We start from the raw sequence: 16,918 nt of genomic DNA, 5'->3' as shown, positions 1-16,918 counted from the left end.
GTTATCGGTCTCTTGATTGCATCAATAAATGATGGACTAAATCGGGTAGCTGTTCCGAATGTTGGACTAAAAAATCGGCCAACCATGATTCGGCAGGGTCGTTTGCATCAATATAGCCATAACCACAGGCAATGGTAGTCGCCCCGGCATCGTTACCACATTCAATATCACGTCTGTGATCTCCCAGATAGAGAATGTTTTGACAGTCGACCTTTAGATGCTTGGCGGCCAGAATCAATGATTCAGGATGAGGTTTTCGATTGACAACATCATCCGGGCAAACCACAAAATTCGGCGGCGTCGGGAAGTTAATTTTTTTCAATAAAGCTTCGGTATAAAGTCGAGGCTTGTTGGTGGCAATGCCCCAAGGCACTCCTTTATTTTTTAAGTCTTGTAAAAGGGTTTCAATGCCTGGAAAAAAACGGGTTTCCTTGCCGATACCATGTAAATAGTGATCGAGAAGTTGCTGGCGCAATGGGGCAAAGGTTTTATCTTCAGTCGTGCAATCAAAACCAAGGGTGACCAGTGCCGCAGCCCCGTTAGATACTTGTTCGCGTATAACGTTAAACGGTAAGCCTTCTTTATTGTAATCGCGGCGCAATTGATTTAATGCCATAACAAAGTCGGGCGCTGTGTCGAGCAAGGTGCCGTCGAGATCAAACATTACCGCAGTAAGAGGTGAGGACATTAACGTTGATTCCGTTCTCATAAGTTAGGTTTTTGGGCGTGTAATATATAATTCACGCTGACATCGTCGGCAGAAATGCTAAAGCTTTGCATAATGGGATTGTAGGTGATGCCGGCTAACTGCTGAGTTTGTAACCCTGCACGTCGAACCATAGCGCCCAACTCACTCGGTTTAATAAATTTTTGATAATCATGCGTTCCCTTGGGTAATAAGCCCAATACATACTCGGCACCCACAACCGCCATGGCCCAAGATTTTGGATTGCGATTTAATGTCGAGAAATAGCCATGTCCGCCGGGTTTTAATAATTGGTTGCAGGCCTGAACAATAGAAGCAGGCTCGGGGACATGTTCGAGCATCTCTAGGCAGGTGACAATATCAAATTCACCGGCATGTTGCTGGGCAAAAGCTTCGGCGCTGATTTTTTTATAGAGGATATTTAAAGACTGCTGATCGGCGTGGGTTTTAGCGACCTGTAGAGGTGCTTCACCTAAGTCAATGCCGGTAACCTTGGCGCCTCTTTGGGCCAAAGCCTCGCACAAAATCCCGCCACCACAGCCTATGTCTAGTACTTTTAATCCGGCCACCGGTGAGCGCTCATCAATAAAGTTGGCTCTGATAGGGTTCATTTGATGCAAAGGTTTAAATTCACCGTTCTGATCCCACCAGTGCTCGGCGATTTGCTCGAATTTCTCCAGTTCATGCGGATCGACGTTGTCGGTGTTTTTTGGCTCGTTCATGGAGTTACTCACGGTTAATTTTCTTGGACCAAGCATTCGCTTTGTCTGCAATGTCACGCTCATTTAAGGTTTGCAAGTGCGATGACAGCATTAATGCTCTGCCGGCCACCCAGCTATGGCTAACCGAAAGAGAGCGATTGTTGTATGCGAGGGTAGAGGCGATATCGTAAATAGGCCGACAACCGATATGTTTAGTTTCCAAGGCGATTATATCCGCGGCCTTGCCGACCTCTAGGCTACCAATCTCGCCCTCAAGTCCCATAGCTTTGGCGCCATTAATGGTTGCCATGGCCAGTATTTCATGGGCGCTGGGTTGTGCCGGGTTGCCTGCGACGGCTTTGGCAAGCAGGCCCGCCGTTTCAAGTTCGCCTAGCATATTGAGGTCATTGTTGCTGGCGGCGCCGTCGGTCCCCAAGGCAACATTGGTGTTGTTATCGATGAGTTGACCCACTGGGCAAAAACCGCTGGCGAGTTTAAGGTTGGACTCGGGGCAGTGAATCACATGGGCACCACTTTGGGTGAGCAGTGCTAAATCCGTGCTGTCAATTTGCGTCATGTGAACGCACTGAGTCTGTGGTGTGAGTAAACCCAGTTGGTGGATGCGCTCGATAGGCCGCATGCCGTATTTTGCAATCGAATCTTCAACTTCCTGAGCGGTTTCATGCAGGTGTATCTGAATGGGGGCCTGCATTTCTTCGGCTAACACGGCAATACGCTGTAGGTGTTCATCCGATACAGTATAAGGAGCGTGTGGGCCAAAGCCGATGCGAATAAGGTCATCGGCCCGGTACTCGTCGTGCAACTCTAGCCCTTTGGCAATGTACTCATCTGGCCCTTCCCCCCAATTGGTGGGGAAATCTAATACCGGAAAGGTGATTTGACTGCGCATATGAGCGCGGCGGGCTACCTTTGCCACCTGCTCGGGAAAGAAGTACATGTCAGCAAAGCAGGTGGTACCTGAGCGAATCATTTCAGCAATGGCCAGTTCGGTGCCGTCGCGGACAAAATCCCCGTCAACATGGGCCTTTTCTGCGGGCCAAATGTGCTGATTGAGCCATGTGTCGAGCGGGTAGTCGTCGGCAAAGCCACGCAGTAGTGACATGGCGGCATGTCCGTGGCAATTCACCAATCCAGGCATCACGACGTGCTGGTCAAGATTAACACTTTGTTCTGGGGTAAATTGCTTGTCGGCTTCTTCCCAGGGAAGGATGGCGACAATTCGTCCTCCGGATACCGCGATGGCACAATCTTGATAAACGCGTTCGGCGGGTAGAATGGGGATTATCCAGCGGGCTTTGATTAATAATTGCACAGCTTTGCGCGCGGGCATTGTCTTGTCCTTGTATGGAGCACCTTACTTGAACAAAGTGCATCGAATTTCACGGCTAAATTATACCTTACTGACAGCAGGGTGTGGGTGTTGTTACTCACCTATGCGTCTGATTTTATGGTAATATTGCCAGCTCTTTGCCCTCTGTGAAGAGGGTGGGCCCGGAGCCGGTGCAGGGCTTGCTCAACTCAGTCCTGTACGACCGAAGCACCGCTTAAGACAATAAGGAACGCGTTATTCCATGGGCGATTTAGCGAAAGAAGTACTTCCCGTTAATATTGAAGATGAGCTTAAGCAGTCGTATCTCGACTATGCTATGAGTGTCATTGTAGGCCGGGCCTTGCCGGATGTGCGAGATGGCTTAAAACCCGTGCACAGGCGGGTGTTGTTCGCCATGAGCGAACTTAAAAACGACTGGAATAAATCCTACTTAAAGTCGGCCCGTGTTGTCGGGGATGTGATCGGTAAATACCATCCGCACGGTGATTCAGCAGTGTATGACACCGTTGTGCGTATGGCGCAACCGTTCTCATTGCGCTACATGCTGGTAGACGGGCAGGGTAACTTCGGCTCAATCGATGGCGATAGCGCCGCTGCCATGCGTTATACCGAAGTGCGTATGCAGAAAATTGCGCACGAATTGCTGGCCGATCTCGACAAAGAAACCGTCGATTATGTCCCTAACTACGATGGCAGCGAACAAATTCCCGATGTACTGCCCACCCGGGTCCCCAATCTCCTGGTTAACGGCTCATCCGGTATTGCGGTCGGTATGGCCACCAATATCCCACCGCATAACTTAACCGAAGTGGTTAAGGGTTGCCTGGCCTTAATCGATAACGAAGACATCACCATCGATGAGTTGATGGAGTATATTCCAGGCCCCGACTTTCCTACCGGCGCTATTATCAATGGCCGCGCTGGTATCGTACAGGCTTACCGCACTGGCCGCGGACGCATCTATGTACGTGCTAAGGCCGATATCGAGGTCAACGATAAAACCGGCCGCGAAACTATTATCGTTACTGAGATTCCATATCAGCTAAACAAGGCTCGACTGATTGAAAGAATCGCCGAGCTCGTTAAAGACAAAAAAATTGAAGGTATCAGTGAGCTTCGTGACGAGTCCGACAAGGATGGCTTGCGGGTGGTCATTGAGGTCAAGCGCAACGAATCGGCTGAGGTTCTTCTCAACAACCTGTACTCCCAAACACAACTGCAAAATGTCTTTGGCATAAACATTGTGGCGCTGGTGGATGGTCAGCCTAAAGTACTCAACCTCAAAGAACTGCTGGAAGCTTTTGTGCGCCACCGCCGCGAAGTGGTGACACGACGCACTGTCTATTTGTTGCGCAAAGCTCGCGAGCGCGGCCATATTCTTGAGGGTCTGGCTGTCGCGATTGCCAACATCGACCCTGTTATCGAGCTCATTAAGAGTTCGCCATCGCCTGCTGAGGCAAAAGAAGCGTTAATTTCTCGTGGCTGGGATGCCTCGGAAATGGGGCAGTTCCTCGAGCGCGCTGGCGAAGATGCATGCCGGCCGGAGGACTTGCCCGATACCTTCGGTATGCGAGAAGGCAAGTATTTCTTATCGCCCGCTCAGGCACAGGCAATTCTAGAGTTGCGACTGCACCGCCTCACTGGCATGGAGCACGACAAGCTGCTCAGTGAATACAAAGAGAAAGTGGAGCAGATAGCCGAATATCTAGATATTTTGGCCAATTTTAGCCGCTTGATGACGGTTATTCGCGAAGAGTTAGAGCAAATTGTTGCCGATTACGGCGATGAGCGACGCACCGAAATTACCGCTTCCACACTCGACTTGACGATGGAAGATTTGATCAACGAAGAGCAGCGAGTGGTGACTATCTCCCACGGCGGATACGCCAAAAGCCAGCCATTGGCTGATTATCAGGCTCAGCGTCGCGGTGGTATGGGTAAATCTGCCACTGCCGTGAAAGATGAAGACTTTGTCGAGCATCTATTGATTGCCAGTACCCACGATACCGTTCTGTGTTTTACCAGTGCGGGTAAAGTGTATTGGTTAAAAGTCTATCAAATCCCGGTTGCCGGGCGTCAGTCTCGCGGCCGACCAGTAGTCAATCTGATGCCGCTGGAAGAGGGCGAACGGATTACCTCAATTCTGCCTGTGCGTGAATTCGATGCCGATCACTTTGTCTTTATGGCCACCGAAAAAGGCACGGTTAAAAAGACCTCTCTCGATCAATTCTCCCGTCCGCGCAGTGTTGGTTTGCGAGCCATTGACCTAGAGGAAGGTGACAACCTGGTGTACACCGCCATTACCGATGGCAGCAAAGACATTGTGTTGTTTGCCAGTAATGGTAAAGCAGCGCGCTTTAATGAAACGGCCGTACGATCCATGGGTCGCATCAGCCGCGGGGTGCGTGGTATCCGCTTAAGTGAAGAGCACTCGGTCATTGGAATGGTGGTGCCGGTTGAAGATGGCAAGGTGTTAACTGTCAGTGAAAACGGCTACGGCAAGCGTACTGAAGTGTCGGAATTCCCAGCCAAAGGTCGAGGCGGTCAGGGCGTTATTGCCATGGCTAGCAGCGAACGCAATGGCCCCTTAGTGGGCGCGGTACAACTGCTGGATGGCGAAGAGATTATGCTTATCTCTGATCAAGGCACTTTGGTGCGTACCCGAGCCGATGAGGTGTCTATTTTAAGTCGTAATACCCAAGGCGTTCGACTTATTAAGCTGCGCGACGGCGAGCACTTAAAAGGTGCTGCCCGAATCGAAGACACCGCTGATGAGCAAGATGTAGAGCAAGTCGAGGGAGCAGAAACTAGTGAGGAGCCTACGGCACCGGCCAGCGACGCTAGCAGTGATGAGAGCAATGAAGGAAATGATGAGTAATGACCGATAGCGATACGCAACAAGCCGCGCTGCTAGAGCTGCGCGACAAAATTGACGATATTGATGCGCAAATTGGTTACTTGATATCCGAGCGAGCCCAGTGTGCCCAGCGAGTGGCCGAGGTTAAAACCGCATCCGGTTCAACCGATGCCGTGTTTTACCGGCCTGAGCGGGAGGCTCAAGTACTGCGTAAGGCCATGGCTCGCAACCAGGGCCCGCTAAAAGATGAAGAAATGGCGCGCTTGTTTCGGGAAATTATGTCGGCTTGCCTGGCGCTGGAGCAACCGGTCAAAGTGGCCTATTTAGGGCCTGAAGGGACCTTTACTCAGCAAGCCGCACTAAAGCACTTCGGCCAATCGGCGCTGGCCGTACCCTTTTCGGCGATCGATGAAGTGTTTCGCGAAGTTGAAGCTGGCGCCGTAAATTATGGCGTGGTGCCCGTGGAAAACTCCACCGAGGGGGTGGTTAGCCATACCTTGGATAATTTTATGAACTCAAACCTTCGTATTTGCGGAGAGGTTGAGCTCAGGGTGCATCATAATTTGGTTGTATCGGATGTCACCAATGTAGAGAGCATCTCTCGCATATACTCCCACGGTCAGTCCTTAGCGCAGTGTCGTAAATGGTTGGATTCACACTATCCTAATATTGAGCGAATTGCGGTTAGCAGCAACGCTGAGGCTGCTCGCCGACTTAAAGGTGAGTGGAATGCGGCAGCGATAGCACCACAAAAGGCTGCCGAGCTATACGATTTACGCATAATCGCCGAAAAAATTGAAGATCAGCCGGATAATAGCACCCGCTTTTTGATTATTGGCACCCAGGATGTTCCGGCCAGTGGCAAAGACAAAACCTCGCTGTTGGTGGCTATGCGTAATCAGCCAGGTGCCTTGCATCGGCTGCTTGAGCCCTTTCACAGAAACAACATTGACCTCACCAGAGTGGAAACTCGTCCGTCGCGCTCAGGAGTCTGGACTTACGTCTTTTTTGTCGATTTCACCGGCCACCAGGACGACCCGCTGATCAGCAGTACTTTAACCGAAGTGGCCACGCGAGTTGCCGACCTTAAAATTCTCGGTTCTTACCCTAAGGCTGTTCTTTAATAATGCTCGGAACTCAAACGGGTGCAAAGCCTTTGATTAATAAATTGGTAGTGGTTGGGTTGGGACTTATCGGTGGCAGTTTCAGCAAAGGCGCCGGTGTCAGAGGGCTGGCAAAAGAGCGCATTGGGGTTGTTCGCCGCGCTCAAACCGCCCAGCAAGCCATTGAGCTAGGAGTGATTGACCGAGCCTGTCTGAACTTGGATGAGATTATCGCTGAGCTCGGCGAGGGCGATATGGTGTTTATCGCCGTCCCTACGTTGTCGGTGGAGTCGGTACTGGAAAAACTTAAACCTTGTCTGGCTCGCGGTGTAACGGTCACCGATGGCGCCAGCGTTAAGGGCAGTGTCGCCGAGGCCGCTCGGCGTGTGTTTGGCGATATTCCCACAAATCTGGTGTTGGGCCATCCTATTGCCGGCTCAGAAAAAAGCGGAGTTTGCGCCGCTAATCCGGATTTATATCTTAATCATCGCGTGATACTCACACCGGTGGACTCTACCTCGGTCAGCTCAATGCAGTGTGTCACTCAGTTGTGGCAAGCACTGGGGGCCGAGGTAATTAATATGCCGATTGCTGAGCATGATCAGGTGCTCGGTGCGACCAGCCACTTACCCCACGCGATTGCCTATTCGTTGGTGGATACACTGGCCCACGACCTCGACAATCCCAATATTTTCCGATATGCCGCCGGTGGGTTCCGTGATTTCACCCGTATTGCCTCCAGTGATCCGCGTATGTGGCACGATATTATGCGAGCCAATAAGGATGCGGTGACAGCCTCGCTAGAGTTGTTTATGGATAATCTACAGCGCTTAAAAACCGCGATTGAAACCGATGATGGCGACTACCTGCTTGCCACCTTCGCCCGTGCCAAGGAGGCCCGCGATCTCTACACACAGCTAGGGTCGACCAACAGCGGTGATGAGCCGTAATTTGGATGGGGCACGCATGCCACAGACCTGCAGGCTATAAGCATAGAATTATTTAATCGTTAACAAGGCGCTTATTTCCATGTACCTTGCCTCGATTAGAGTATTGGGCCAAGTTCCCCTATAATACGCGCCGCCAACTGAGTTGGCATCCCACTAACCGAATGACTGAAAATGTGAGCGGAATGTCTGAGCAATACAATCTGACGCACCTAAAGCAGCTTGAAGCTGAAAGTATCCATATTATCCGCGAAGTGGCGGCCGAGTTTGATAACCCGGTTATGCTCTATTCGATTGGTAAAGACTCCGCGGTGATGATGCACCTCGCGATGAAGGCCTTCCACCCCGGCAAACCGCCTTTCCCATTAATGCATGTTGATACCACCTGGAAATTTCGCGAAATGATTGAGTTCCGCGATCAGCGTGTCAAAGACTTGGGTTGGGATCTCTTGGTACATGTTAACCAAGAAGGTGTTGATATGGGCGTAGGTCCGTTCACCCACGGTAGTGCTAAGCATACGGACATTATGAAAACCCAGTCCCTTAAGCAGGCGCTGGATAAATATAAATTTGATGCTGCCTTTGGTGGTGCCCGCCGCGACGAAGAGAAGTCACGCGCCAAAGAGCGCGTTTACTCGTTCCGCGACCGCAACCATCGCTGGGACCCCAAAAATCAACGTCCAGAGTTGTGGAATATCTATAACGGCCGGGTTGATAGTGGCGAAAGCATTCGCGTATTTCCTTTGTCGAACTGGACCGAGCTCGACATTTGGCAGTATATCCACCTGGAAGATATCCCATTGGTGCCATTGTACTTTGCCGATAAGCGCCCCGTGGTTGAACGCGATGGCACTTTGATTATGGTGGACGATGACAGAATGCCACTGGAACCCGGTGAAAAAGTGGAAGAGAAAATGGTCCGCTTCCGTACTCTGGGCTGCTACCCACTCACCGGTGCGGTTGAGTCAGAAGCCACAACCTTGCCCGAAATTATTCAGGAAATGTTGCTGACGACCACATCCGAGCGCCAGGGGCGCGTGATTGATCACGACAGCTCGGGCTCGATGGAAAAGAAAAAGCAGGAAGGGTACTTCTAGGGCCTCGGGCTTACTGCCGAGCGCTTTTCACATTACCTAGCAAGCATATTCATGACCCGCAGCGCTTACGTTGCGGGGGAACGAACCAAGTTGAGAAAGTAGAATGAGTCACCAGTCTGAACTTATCGAAACAGATATTGATGCTTACCTTAAGCAGCATGAACATAAAGAGCTGTTGCGGTTTCTAACCTGTGGCAGTGTGGATGACGGTAAAAGTACGTTAATCGGCCGCCTGCTGCACGATTCAAAAATGATCTACGAAGATCAATTGGATGCAGTTCGATCTGACACCACTCGCCACGGCACCACCGGTCAAGAGTTTGATTTGGCTCTGCTGGTTGATGGTTTGCAGGCCGAACGAGAGCAGGGCATCACCATCGATGTTGCCTATCGCTATTTCTCTACCGCAAAGCGTAAATTTATTATTGCCGATACGCCGGGGCACGAACAGTACACCCGCAATATGGCCACTGGTGCTTCAACCTGCGATTTGGCTGTAATTTTGATTGATGCCCGCTACGGTGTTGTTACCCAAACACGCCGCCACAGTTACATTGCTTCTTTGTTGGGAGTAAAACATGTGGTTGTCGCGGTCAACAAAATGGATCTTAAAGATTTTGATGAGAATGTATTTGACCAAATAAAGTCTGATTATTTGGAGTTCTCACAAAAGCTTGGCATGACTAATGTTCAGTTTGTGCCTATCTCGGCACTCGATGGCGATAACGTCGTCAATCGCTCCGAGCGCTCTGATTGGTATGCCGGTCAGACCTTAATGGAAATTTTAGAAACTGTACCGGTCACGGCTGACAAAAATTTCGACGATTTCCGCTTCCCGGTTCAATATGTAAATCGACCCAATCTCGACTTTCGCGGTTTTTGTGGCACAGTCGAGTCGGGCATTGTAAAACCCGGAGACACTGTTCGCGCCTTGCCTTCCAATAAAACCAGCAAAGTAAAAGAGATTGTTACTTTCGATGGCAATTTAGAACAGGCGTTTGCCGGTCAAGCGGTGACCATTACCCTTGAAGATGAGATCGATGTCAGTCGGGGCGACACCTTGGTAAAAGCCGATGATCAGGTCGAAATGACCAGCGGCTTAAAAACCCATGTGGTGTGGATGAATGAGAAAGCATGCGTCCCCAATGCCGACTATCTATTCAAATTTGCCAGCAAAGTTGTTAACGGTCGCTTTGCCTCGTTTGATTATCAAATTGATGTCAACACCCAAGAGCACACAGATACTGATCAGCTGAGTCTAAACGATATCGCGGTAGGGCGATTAAGTTTGGATCAGCCCGTTGTGGTCGATAACTATCAACGCAATCGCGCCACTGGTGCTTTTATCGTGATTGACCGATTGACCAATATTACGGTGGGTGCGGGTATGGTTATCGATACCCAGGCAGACGTTAGCTCATCCGTTGTGAGTGGACATAGTGAGTTTGAAATTGAACTCAATGCGCTGATACGCAAACACTTTCCACATTGGGAAGCTAAAAATCTGCAAGACCTATTGAAGTAAATACAGCTTTTGCACGACCTTCTGAAACCCTTGTAAGAGAAGTCTTACAAGGGTTTCAGTTTTTTCGGCATTGTAAAACCCTCTGCTAGATTCTAAGTTGAAAGGGCAGCAGCGACTGCTTAATTTTTCACTTACCTACAGGGAGGTTAGCGATGAAAAAGCTAATTAGACTTGTCACTTTAGTATGTGTTGTTCTAGCAATGCCTGGTTTCGCGGATGAAAATCAGAGCATGTCGATTATTAATGTCAATGAAGCCGGCCTAACGTCTTTGGTGCAGCTCAAAGGGATAGGCGAAAGCAAGGCAAAAGCGATTATTGCTTGGCGTGAAGAGCATGGGCCGTTTGAGACTGTCGATGAACTACTGTCCGTGAATGGCATCGGTGAATCCACATTAGAATCCATTCGAAAGCAGGTCAGTTTGGAGTGACATCAGATTGAGCGAATGCCAGTTGTAAAGGGCTCAATTCCACATAAATCGACTCCCCGCTGGTTACCCACTGGGGAGTTTTTCTATTACACTCAGATTACCTTGATTTTTGAGTAAATCACAACGGCGTGCAGAACTTGCTGCGCGCCTGATCGAAGTTTGTTTTAATACCCTCTACGATGATGGCAAATGAGAGGGGGATATATGCGTCAGCAACAAGGGCCACGGTTAGTGGTGGCCATGGATTACAATAATTCAGATGATTGTTTAAAAATTGCGCACCAGCTCTCGCCTTTAGAGTGCCGATTAAAAGTGGGGAAAGAGCTTTTTACTGCTACCGGCCCCCAGCTTATCGAACAGTTGATGGCCTTGGGCTTTGACGTTTTTCTCGATTTAAAATTTCACGATATTCCAAATACAACTGCAAAGGCTGTAGCTTCCGCGGCTGAGCTTGGCGTGTGGATGGTCAACGTACACGCCACCGGTGGTATCAGAATGATGGAAGCTGCCCGTGAGGCGCTCGTCCCATATCAGTCTAAACCTCTACTGATTGGGGTGACTGTGCTAACAAGTATGAGTGATTTAGACTTGGCTCAAACTGGAGTGGGGCGCTCGCCTCGTGAGCAGGTACTGTACTTGGCTGATTTAGCCAAACAGTGTGAACTCGATGGTGTGGTTTGTTCGGCGCAAGAGGTAAGTGACCTCAAGCGTCAGTGTGGCGACGGTTTTTTAACCGTAACGCCAGGCATTCGACCCGCCAGCGCGGTTGCCGATGATCAGCGCCGTGTTATGACCCCGGCAGAAGCGGTAGCGGCGGGCAGTGATTATCTGGTGGTAGGGCGACCCGTCACTCAGGCGACCGATCCCAACCAAGCTTGTCGTCAAATCTTGTTAGATATGAGTCAAGCGTAAATATTCCATGAAAAATGTAAGGACTGTATTTTGATCGTTACGATAGATGGCCCCAGTGGCGCCGGAAAAGGTACGATAAGCCAACTGCTGTCGGCCGAACTCAATGCCACATTGCTCGATAGTGGTGCACTTTATCGTTTGGTCGCACTGGCCAGTATCAAACACGCTATCGCCATAGAGTCTGTCGAGGCTTTGGTGGAGTTGGCGCGTCAGTTAGATGTGACTTTTATCAGTACTCCAAAAGGCGTTGAGGTCACGCTGGCGGGGGAAGATGTCACCTTAGCGATTCGCACCGAGCAAGTCGGTATGCAAGCCTCCAGGGTAGCCGCTATTGCCGAAGTCCGCGAGGCACTGCTGCAAAGACAGCGTGATTTCGCCGCTACAGGTGCGCTGGTGGCCGACGGTCGCGATATGGGCACAACCGTTTTCCCCAATGCGGACTATAAATTCTTTTTAACCGCAAGCGCCGAGGCCCGCGCCGAGCGTCGCTATAAGCAGCTAGCAGAGCGTGGTGAAAGCGTTGATATGAACGCTTTAATTGCTGATATTCGAGACCGGGATGAACGCGATCAATCGCGCGCAAGCTCCCCGTTAAAGCCCGCCGATGATGCAGTGCGAATAGATAGCACCGATTTGGGGATTGATGAGGTGTTACAGGTCATCTTAAAGCATATAAACTAACGCCTTGTGTGCAATCACAGGGCGCGCCTAAGTTGGTGTGAAACCTGCATTGTTCTATCACAAGGCACAATCATGACAATGTTTGATTATTCCTCAAGTGTGTAAACTGCTTGTGCTATGTCTTGGTGCAGTCACTTGAGAATTGATTAAAAGGGCATCGCCGCCCACGTTGACGATATAATTAGGGAGTTTGAATTCAATTATGCCCAGCCTGACATGTTTTAAAGCCTATGATATTCGCGGAAAATTAGGCGAGGAATTAAATGAAGAAATCGCCTACCGTATTGGCCGCGCATACGGTCAATTTTTAAAGCCCCAAACCGTCGTTCTGGGCGGTGATGTACGCCAAACCAGTGAAGCTCTAAAAACCGCTGTGGGCAATGGTATGCGAGACGAAGGGGTCAGTATTGTCGATATCGGCATGACAGGTACCGAAGAGGTGTACTTTGCCACCAGCTTTCTAAAGGCGGATGGCGGCATTGAAGTCACCGCGAGCCACAACCCCATTGATTACAATGGAATGAAGCCGGTACGGGAAAACTCCAAACCCATCAGTGGCGATACCGGCCTGCTGGATATCAAGCGTATCGCAGAGCAGGGTGAATTCGAAACGGTTGCCGAGGCCGATCGCGGCGGCTATGAGAAAAAAGATGTGCTCGCCGATTACGTACAACACCTGTTGAGCTATGTTGACGTGGCCGAGCTGAAGCCATTAAAAATTGTGGTTAATGCCGGTAACGGTGCCGCAGGGCATGTTATTGATGCTATTGAGCAATACCTGCCGTTCGAATTTATCAAAATCCATCACGAGCCCGACGCCAGCTTTCCTAACGGCATCCCCAACCCTCTTTTGATCGAAAACCGTCACTCAACCCGCGACGCGGTAATCGAGCATGGTGCCGATTTGGGTATCGCTTGGGATGGTGACTTTGACCGCTGTTTCTTCTTCGATGAAAAAGGAGACTTTGTCGAAGGTTACTACGTGGTAGGTCTGTTGGCCGAAGCGTTCATTACTAAGGCACCTGGCAGTAAAGTCGTGCACGACCCGAGGCTGGTGTGGAACACCCAGGCCATTGCTGAGCAGTGCGGTGGCGAGGCGGTGCAATCGAAAACCGGCCATGCCTTTATTAAAGAGTTGATGCGCAAAGAAGACGCTATCTACGGCGGTGAAATGAGCGCCCATCACTACTTTCGCGACTTTTTCTACTGCGACAGCGGCATGATCCCGTGGCTGCTGGTGACCGAATTAATGATCCGTAAATCTGCAACGCTTTCCTCAATGATGGAGGAGTGCATTGCTAAGTATCCGTCTCCCGGAGAGATTAACCGCACCGTTGACGATGCTAAGGCCTCTATTGCAAAGGTCCGGGCACATTTTGCCGGTGAGGCCAAAGCGATTGATATTACCGATGGAATTGGCATGGAGTTCGATGACTGGCGTTTCAATTTGCGCATGTCGAACACCGAGCCCGTCGTGCGACTCAATGTTGAAAGTCGCGCCGATAAAGCACTCATGCAACAAAAAACCGATGAGATCATTGCGCTGTTAGACAGCTAATTGAAAAACTAAGGTGAAAGTGGGGTCATAAATGAGAGTTAAAAAAGCAGTCATTCCAGTCGCAGGTTTGGGAACACGCATGTTGCCAGCGACCAAGGCCTTGCCGAAAGAGATGTTACCGGTGGTCGATAAACCGTTGATTCAATATGTCGTCGATGAAGCGGCAGCGGCGGGTATTAAAGAGATTGTGTTGGTTACTCATGCCTCGAAAAACTCCATTGAGAACCATTTTGATACCAGTTTTGAGCTTGAGGCACAGCTCGAGGCCCGGCTTAAGCGTTCTTTATTGGAGCAGGTGCAGTCGATTACGCCGCAGGGCTTGACCGTTATATCGGTACGTCAGGCGGAGGCAAAAGGTTTGGGGCACGCGATTATGTGTGCCAAGCCTGTCATCGGTGATGAGCCTTTCGCGGTGTTGCTGCCCGATGTGTTGGTCGATAGCTACGAGTGCAACCTAAAAAAAGACAATCTTGCTGGCATGGTGAGTCGCTTCGATGAAACCGGCGCTAGTCAGATCTTGGTTGAAGGCGTGCCTTGGGAGTGGGTCTATAAGTACGGCGTGGTCGATTGCGACGGCAAAGACATTGGACCTGGTAATAGCCAAAAAATTAAAGCGATGGTGGAAAAGCCACCGGTCGATGAGGCGCCCTCTAATATGTCAATCGTGGGGCGGTATGTCCTCTCGGCTGAGACATGGAATTTACTTGAGCGCACGCAACCTGGTGCCGGGGGTGAAATTCAGCTGACCGACGCACTCGACATGCTGCTAGAAAAAGAAAGCGTAGAGGCCTATGAACTGGTAGGACGCAGTCACGATTGCGGCAGTAAGACCGGCTACATGATTGCTAACATCACTTATGGTGCCAGACATCCAGAAGTGGGGCAGGGTGTGACTGAGTTTTTGCAAAAAACCTACGCGGGCAAGAAAGACAGTTAAGCCTAGAGTCATAGGTGGCTGAGTCGTTCTTAGAGTGCTCTGCCCGCGATAACACGACTGAAACCACGGTTATTAAGCGGCCGGAGGGGTAAAGTTCCCCTCCGGCCGCTTTTTATCTTGCCAATGCTTAATGTTTCTGCTAGCCTGCCCCACCTGCTAACACCTGCTAACACCTGCTAACACCTGCTAACACCTGCATCTGCAGAAGCAGGCAAAAACGGCGATCTTTCTCGTCATTTTGCAGACGTTAGCAGCCGATCGGTTTGTCCTTGCCAGCGAAGAGGTCAGGCCGGTTCAATTTTTTAATCGACCCGCGCTACTGGCTGTGCGGCGCTGTATCGGACATCGCTTTTCTGATGTTGCGAACGGCACTTATACAGGTATATTTGTGACCATGACTGAGAGTTTTGCAGAGTTATTTGAAGAGAGCTTGAAAACCGTCGAAATGGCGCCCGGCACCATCGTAACCGGCGTTGTTATTGATGTGGATAAAGACTGGGTGACTGTTCACGCTGGTCTGAAATCTGAAGGCGTTATTCCAGCTAATCAATTTGCCGACGAAAATGGTGAAGTTAAGCTGGAAGTGGGCGATGAAGTTCAAGTTGCCCTGGAAACCGTGGAAGACGGTTTCGGTGAGACTCGCCTGTCTCGCGAAAAAGCCAAGCGCGCTGAAGCTTGGAAAGTGCTGGAAGCGGCACACTCAGCCGATGAGGTTGTTAAAGGTGTTATTAACGGTAAGGTTAAAGGTGGTTTCACCGTTGACGTTGCTGGTATCCGCGCCTTCTTGCCTGGTTCTTTGGTTGACGTTCGCCCTGTGCGCGAAACCGCTCACCTGGAAGGCAAAGAATTAGAATTTAAAGTGATCAAGCTCGATCAGAAGCGCAATAACGTTGTGGTATCTCGCCGCGCGGTATTGGAGCAAGCAAACTCTGCAGAGCGTGAAGAGCTGTTGGCAACCCTGCAAGAAGGCATGGTTGTTAAAGGTATCGTTAAGAACCTGACCGACTACGGCGCGTTCGTAGATCTGGGCGGTGTTGACGGCCTGCTGCACATTACCGATATGGCTTGGAAGCGCATTAAGCACCCAGGCGAAATCGTTAACGTTGGTGACGAAATTGACGTTAAAGTGCTGAAGTTCGACCGCGAGCGCAATCGCGTATCTCTGGGTCTGAAGCAATTGGGTGAAGATCCATGGTTGCAAATCACTGGTCGCTACCCAGAAGGTGCCCGCGTTAAGGCTGTGGTAACTAACCTGACCGACTACGGTTGTTTCGCAGAGCTGGAAGAAGGCGTTGAAGGTCTGGTTCACGTGTCTGAAATGGATTGGACCAACAAGAACATCCACCCCTCTAAAGTTGTTAACGTTGGCGACGAGATTGAGGTGATGATTCTGGATATCGACGAAGAGCGTCGTCGTATCTCACTGGGTGTTAAACAGTGTCAGGAAAACCCCTGGGACGCGTTTGCCCGTACTTGTGCCAAAGGCGACAAGATCACCGGTAAGATTAAGTCGATCACCGATTTCGGTATCTTCATTGGTCTGGATGGCGGTATTGATGGTCTGGTTCACTTGTCTGACATCTCTTGGCACGAAGCCGGCGAAGAAGCCGTGCGTAAGTACAAGAAAGGCGACGAGATTGAGACTGTTGTTCTGGCCATTGACCCAGAGCGTGAGCGTATCTCACTGGGTATCAAGCAGTTAGAAGCTGATCCGTTCTCAGAGTATGTTGCTGAAAACGACAAAGGCACTGTGATCAAAGGTACCGTCAAAGAAGTTGATGCTAAGGCCGCTATCATCACTCTGGCTGACGACGTAGAAGCTGTATTGAAAGCCTCTGAGTTGTCACGTGAGAAAGTTGAAGACGCCCGCAACGTGCTGAAAGAAGGTGAAGAAGTTGAAGCTAAGATCATTAGCGTTGACCGCAAAAACCGCACTATCAGCCTGTCGGTTAAGTCGAAAGATGTGGCCGAAGAGAAAGCAGCTGTGAAAGAGCACTCTACCAAGCAGGCCGAGCAAGCCCAGCCTGCGACCTTGGGTGACTTGATCAAGGCGCAAATGGAAGCAAAAGACTGATTTTAGTCTGAGCTCAAAAAAGGCCAGCTTTAAAGCTGGCC

General features: G+C 50.3%; 14 protein-coding genes. 11 read left to right on the top strand and 3 right to left on the bottom strand.

All coding sequences use genetic code 11. The features are described from left to right. Position 1 precedes the first annotated feature (1 nt). The 3 genes from Q4526_RS13070 to Q4526_RS13060 are packed head-to-tail and all read right to left on the bottom strand — an operon-like array spanning position 2 to position 2,758. On the bottom strand, positions 2-688 hold the full coding sequence (locus tag Q4526_RS13070; RefSeq protein ID WP_303603405.1) for an HAD family hydrolase: 687 nt from the start codon (positions 686-688) through the stop codon (positions 2-4). A 17-nt stretch (positions 689-705) separates the two neighbouring features. Further along, entirely contained in the window at positions 706-1,464 is a 759-nt protein-coding gene (gene ubiG / locus Q4526_RS13065) for a bifunctional 2-polyprenyl-6-hydroxyphenol methylase/3-demethylubiquinol 3-O-methyltransferase UbiG (RefSeq protein WP_215977522.1), read from the bottom strand. Then, positions 1,433-2,758 (bottom strand): TRZ/ATZ family hydrolase, encoded by a 1,326-nt coding sequence (locus Q4526_RS13060; protein ID WP_215977521.1) that lies wholly within the window; start codon positions 2,756-2,758, stop codon positions 1,433-1,435. The genes ubiG and Q4526_RS13060 overlap by 32 nt, the downstream gene beginning before the upstream one ends. 241 nt (positions 2,759-2,999) lie before the next feature. On the opposite strand from Q4526_RS13060, the gene gyrA reads away from it, so the two are divergent. From gyrA to rpsA, 11 genes are all read left to right on the top strand, one after another. Further along, on the top strand, positions 3,000-5,636 hold the full coding sequence (gene gyrA, locus Q4526_RS13055) for a DNA gyrase subunit A (RefSeq protein WP_215977520.1): 2,637 nt from the start codon (positions 3,000-3,002) through the stop codon (positions 5,634-5,636). Continuing rightward, positions 5,636-6,739, top strand: coding sequence for a prephenate dehydratase (gene pheA / locus Q4526_RS13050; protein ID WP_215977519.1), 1,104 nt, complete (start codon positions 5,636-5,638; stop codon positions 6,737-6,739). Before gyrA ends, pheA begins: the two co-directional genes overlap by 1 nt. A gap of 32 nt (positions 6,740-6,771) precedes the next feature. Then, positions 6,772-7,668, top strand: a complete 897-nt coding sequence (locus Q4526_RS13045; RefSeq protein WP_303609657.1) for a prephenate dehydrogenase/arogenate dehydrogenase family protein — start codon at positions 6,772-6,774, stop codon at positions 7,666-7,668. A 182-nt stretch (positions 7,669-7,850) separates the two neighbouring features. After that, positions 7,851-8,762 (top strand): sulfate adenylyltransferase subunit CysD, encoded by a 912-nt coding sequence (gene cysD, locus Q4526_RS13040; protein WP_215977517.1) that lies wholly within the window; start codon positions 7,851-7,853, stop codon positions 8,760-8,762. A gap of 103 nt (positions 8,763-8,865) precedes the next feature. Next, positions 8,866-10,287, top strand: a complete 1,422-nt coding sequence (cysN, locus tag Q4526_RS13035) for a sulfate adenylyltransferase subunit CysN (RefSeq protein WP_215977516.1) — start codon at positions 8,866-8,868, stop codon at positions 10,285-10,287. A gap of 152 nt (positions 10,288-10,439) precedes the next feature. Continuing rightward, a complete protein-coding gene (locus Q4526_RS13030) occupies positions 10,440-10,715 on the top strand; it encodes a helix-hairpin-helix domain-containing protein (RefSeq protein ID WP_303603400.1) in 276 nt (91 codons plus the stop codon). Between the two features lie 204 nt (positions 10,716-10,919). Continuing rightward, positions 10,920-11,627 (top strand): orotidine-5'-phosphate decarboxylase, encoded by a 708-nt coding sequence (gene pyrF, locus Q4526_RS13025; protein WP_215977514.1) that lies wholly within the window; start codon positions 10,920-10,922, stop codon positions 11,625-11,627. 30 nt (positions 11,628-11,657) lie between these two features. After that, the gene (gene cmk, locus Q4526_RS13020) at positions 11,658-12,308 is read left to right on the top strand and encodes a (d)CMP kinase (protein WP_368411107.1); all 651 of its coding nucleotides are present in this window, start codon (positions 11,658-11,660) and stop codon (positions 12,306-12,308) included. A 202-nt stretch (positions 12,309-12,510) separates the two neighbouring features. Continuing rightward, positions 12,511-13,866 (top strand): phosphomannomutase CpsG, encoded by a 1,356-nt coding sequence (locus Q4526_RS13015; protein WP_215977513.1) that lies wholly within the window; start codon positions 12,511-12,513, stop codon positions 13,864-13,866. 31 nt (positions 13,867-13,897) lie between these two features. Then, complete coding sequence (gene galU, locus Q4526_RS13010; RefSeq protein ID WP_215977512.1) at positions 13,898-14,803, top strand: UTP--glucose-1-phosphate uridylyltransferase GalU; 906 nt, start codon at positions 13,898-13,900, stop codon at positions 14,801-14,803. Positions 14,804-15,197: 394 nt separating this feature from the next. Then, positions 15,198-16,877, top strand: coding sequence for a 30S ribosomal protein S1 (gene rpsA / locus Q4526_RS13005; protein ID WP_215977776.1), 1,680 nt, complete (start codon positions 15,198-15,200; stop codon positions 16,875-16,877). Positions 16,878-16,918 lie beyond the last annotated feature (41 nt).

Source organism: Gilvimarinus sp. 2_MG-2023 (assembly GCF_030547685.1).
Taxonomy (GTDB): domain Bacteria; phylum Pseudomonadota; class Gammaproteobacteria; order Pseudomonadales; family Cellvibrionaceae; genus Gilvimarinus.
The sequence above is the reverse complement of the archived record's forward strand: the minus strand, read 5'-3'. Positions and strand labels throughout refer to the sequence as shown.

What these genes read in the sequence shown, in the direction of transcription:
- rpsA (WP_215977776.1), top strand. Translation starts at nt 15,198, where the DNA reads ATGACTGAGAGTTTTGCAGAGTTATTTGAAGAGAGCTTGAAAACCGTC.
- cysN (WP_215977516.1), top strand. Translation starts at nt 8,866, where the DNA reads ATGAGTCACCAGTCTGAACTTATCGAAACAGATATTGATGCTTACCTT.
- cysD (WP_215977517.1), top strand. Translation starts at nt 7,851, where the DNA reads ATGTCTGAGCAATACAATCTGACGCACCTAAAGCAGCTTGAAGCTGAA.
- ubiG (WP_215977522.1), bottom strand. Translation starts at nt 1,464, where the DNA reads ATGCTTGGTCCAAGAAAATTAACCGTGAGTAACTCCATGAACGAGCCA.
- pheA (WP_215977519.1), top strand. Translation starts at nt 5,636, where the DNA reads ATGACCGATAGCGATACGCAACAAGCCGCGCTGCTAGAGCTGCGCGAC.
- Q4526_RS13030 (WP_303603400.1), top strand. Translation starts at nt 10,440, where the DNA reads ATGAAAAAGCTAATTAGACTTGTCACTTTAGTATGTGTTGTTCTAGCA.
- galU (WP_215977512.1), top strand. Translation starts at nt 13,898, where the DNA reads ATGAGAGTTAAAAAAGCAGTCATTCCAGTCGCAGGTTTGGGAACACGC.
- gyrA (WP_215977520.1), top strand. Translation starts at nt 3,000, where the DNA reads ATGGGCGATTTAGCGAAAGAAGTACTTCCCGTTAATATTGAAGATGAG.
- pyrF (WP_215977514.1), top strand. Translation starts at nt 10,920, where the DNA reads ATGCGTCAGCAACAAGGGCCACGGTTAGTGGTGGCCATGGATTACAAT.
- Q4526_RS13070 (WP_303603405.1), bottom strand. Translation starts at nt 688, where the DNA reads ATGTCCTCACCTCTTACTGCGGTAATGTTTGATCTCGACGGCACCTTG.
- Q4526_RS13015 (WP_215977513.1), top strand. Translation starts at nt 12,511, where the DNA reads ATGCCCAGCCTGACATGTTTTAAAGCCTATGATATTCGCGGAAAATTA.
- Q4526_RS13060 (WP_215977521.1), bottom strand. Translation starts at nt 2,758, where the DNA reads ATGCCCGCGCGCAAAGCTGTGCAATTATTAATCAAAGCCCGCTGGATA.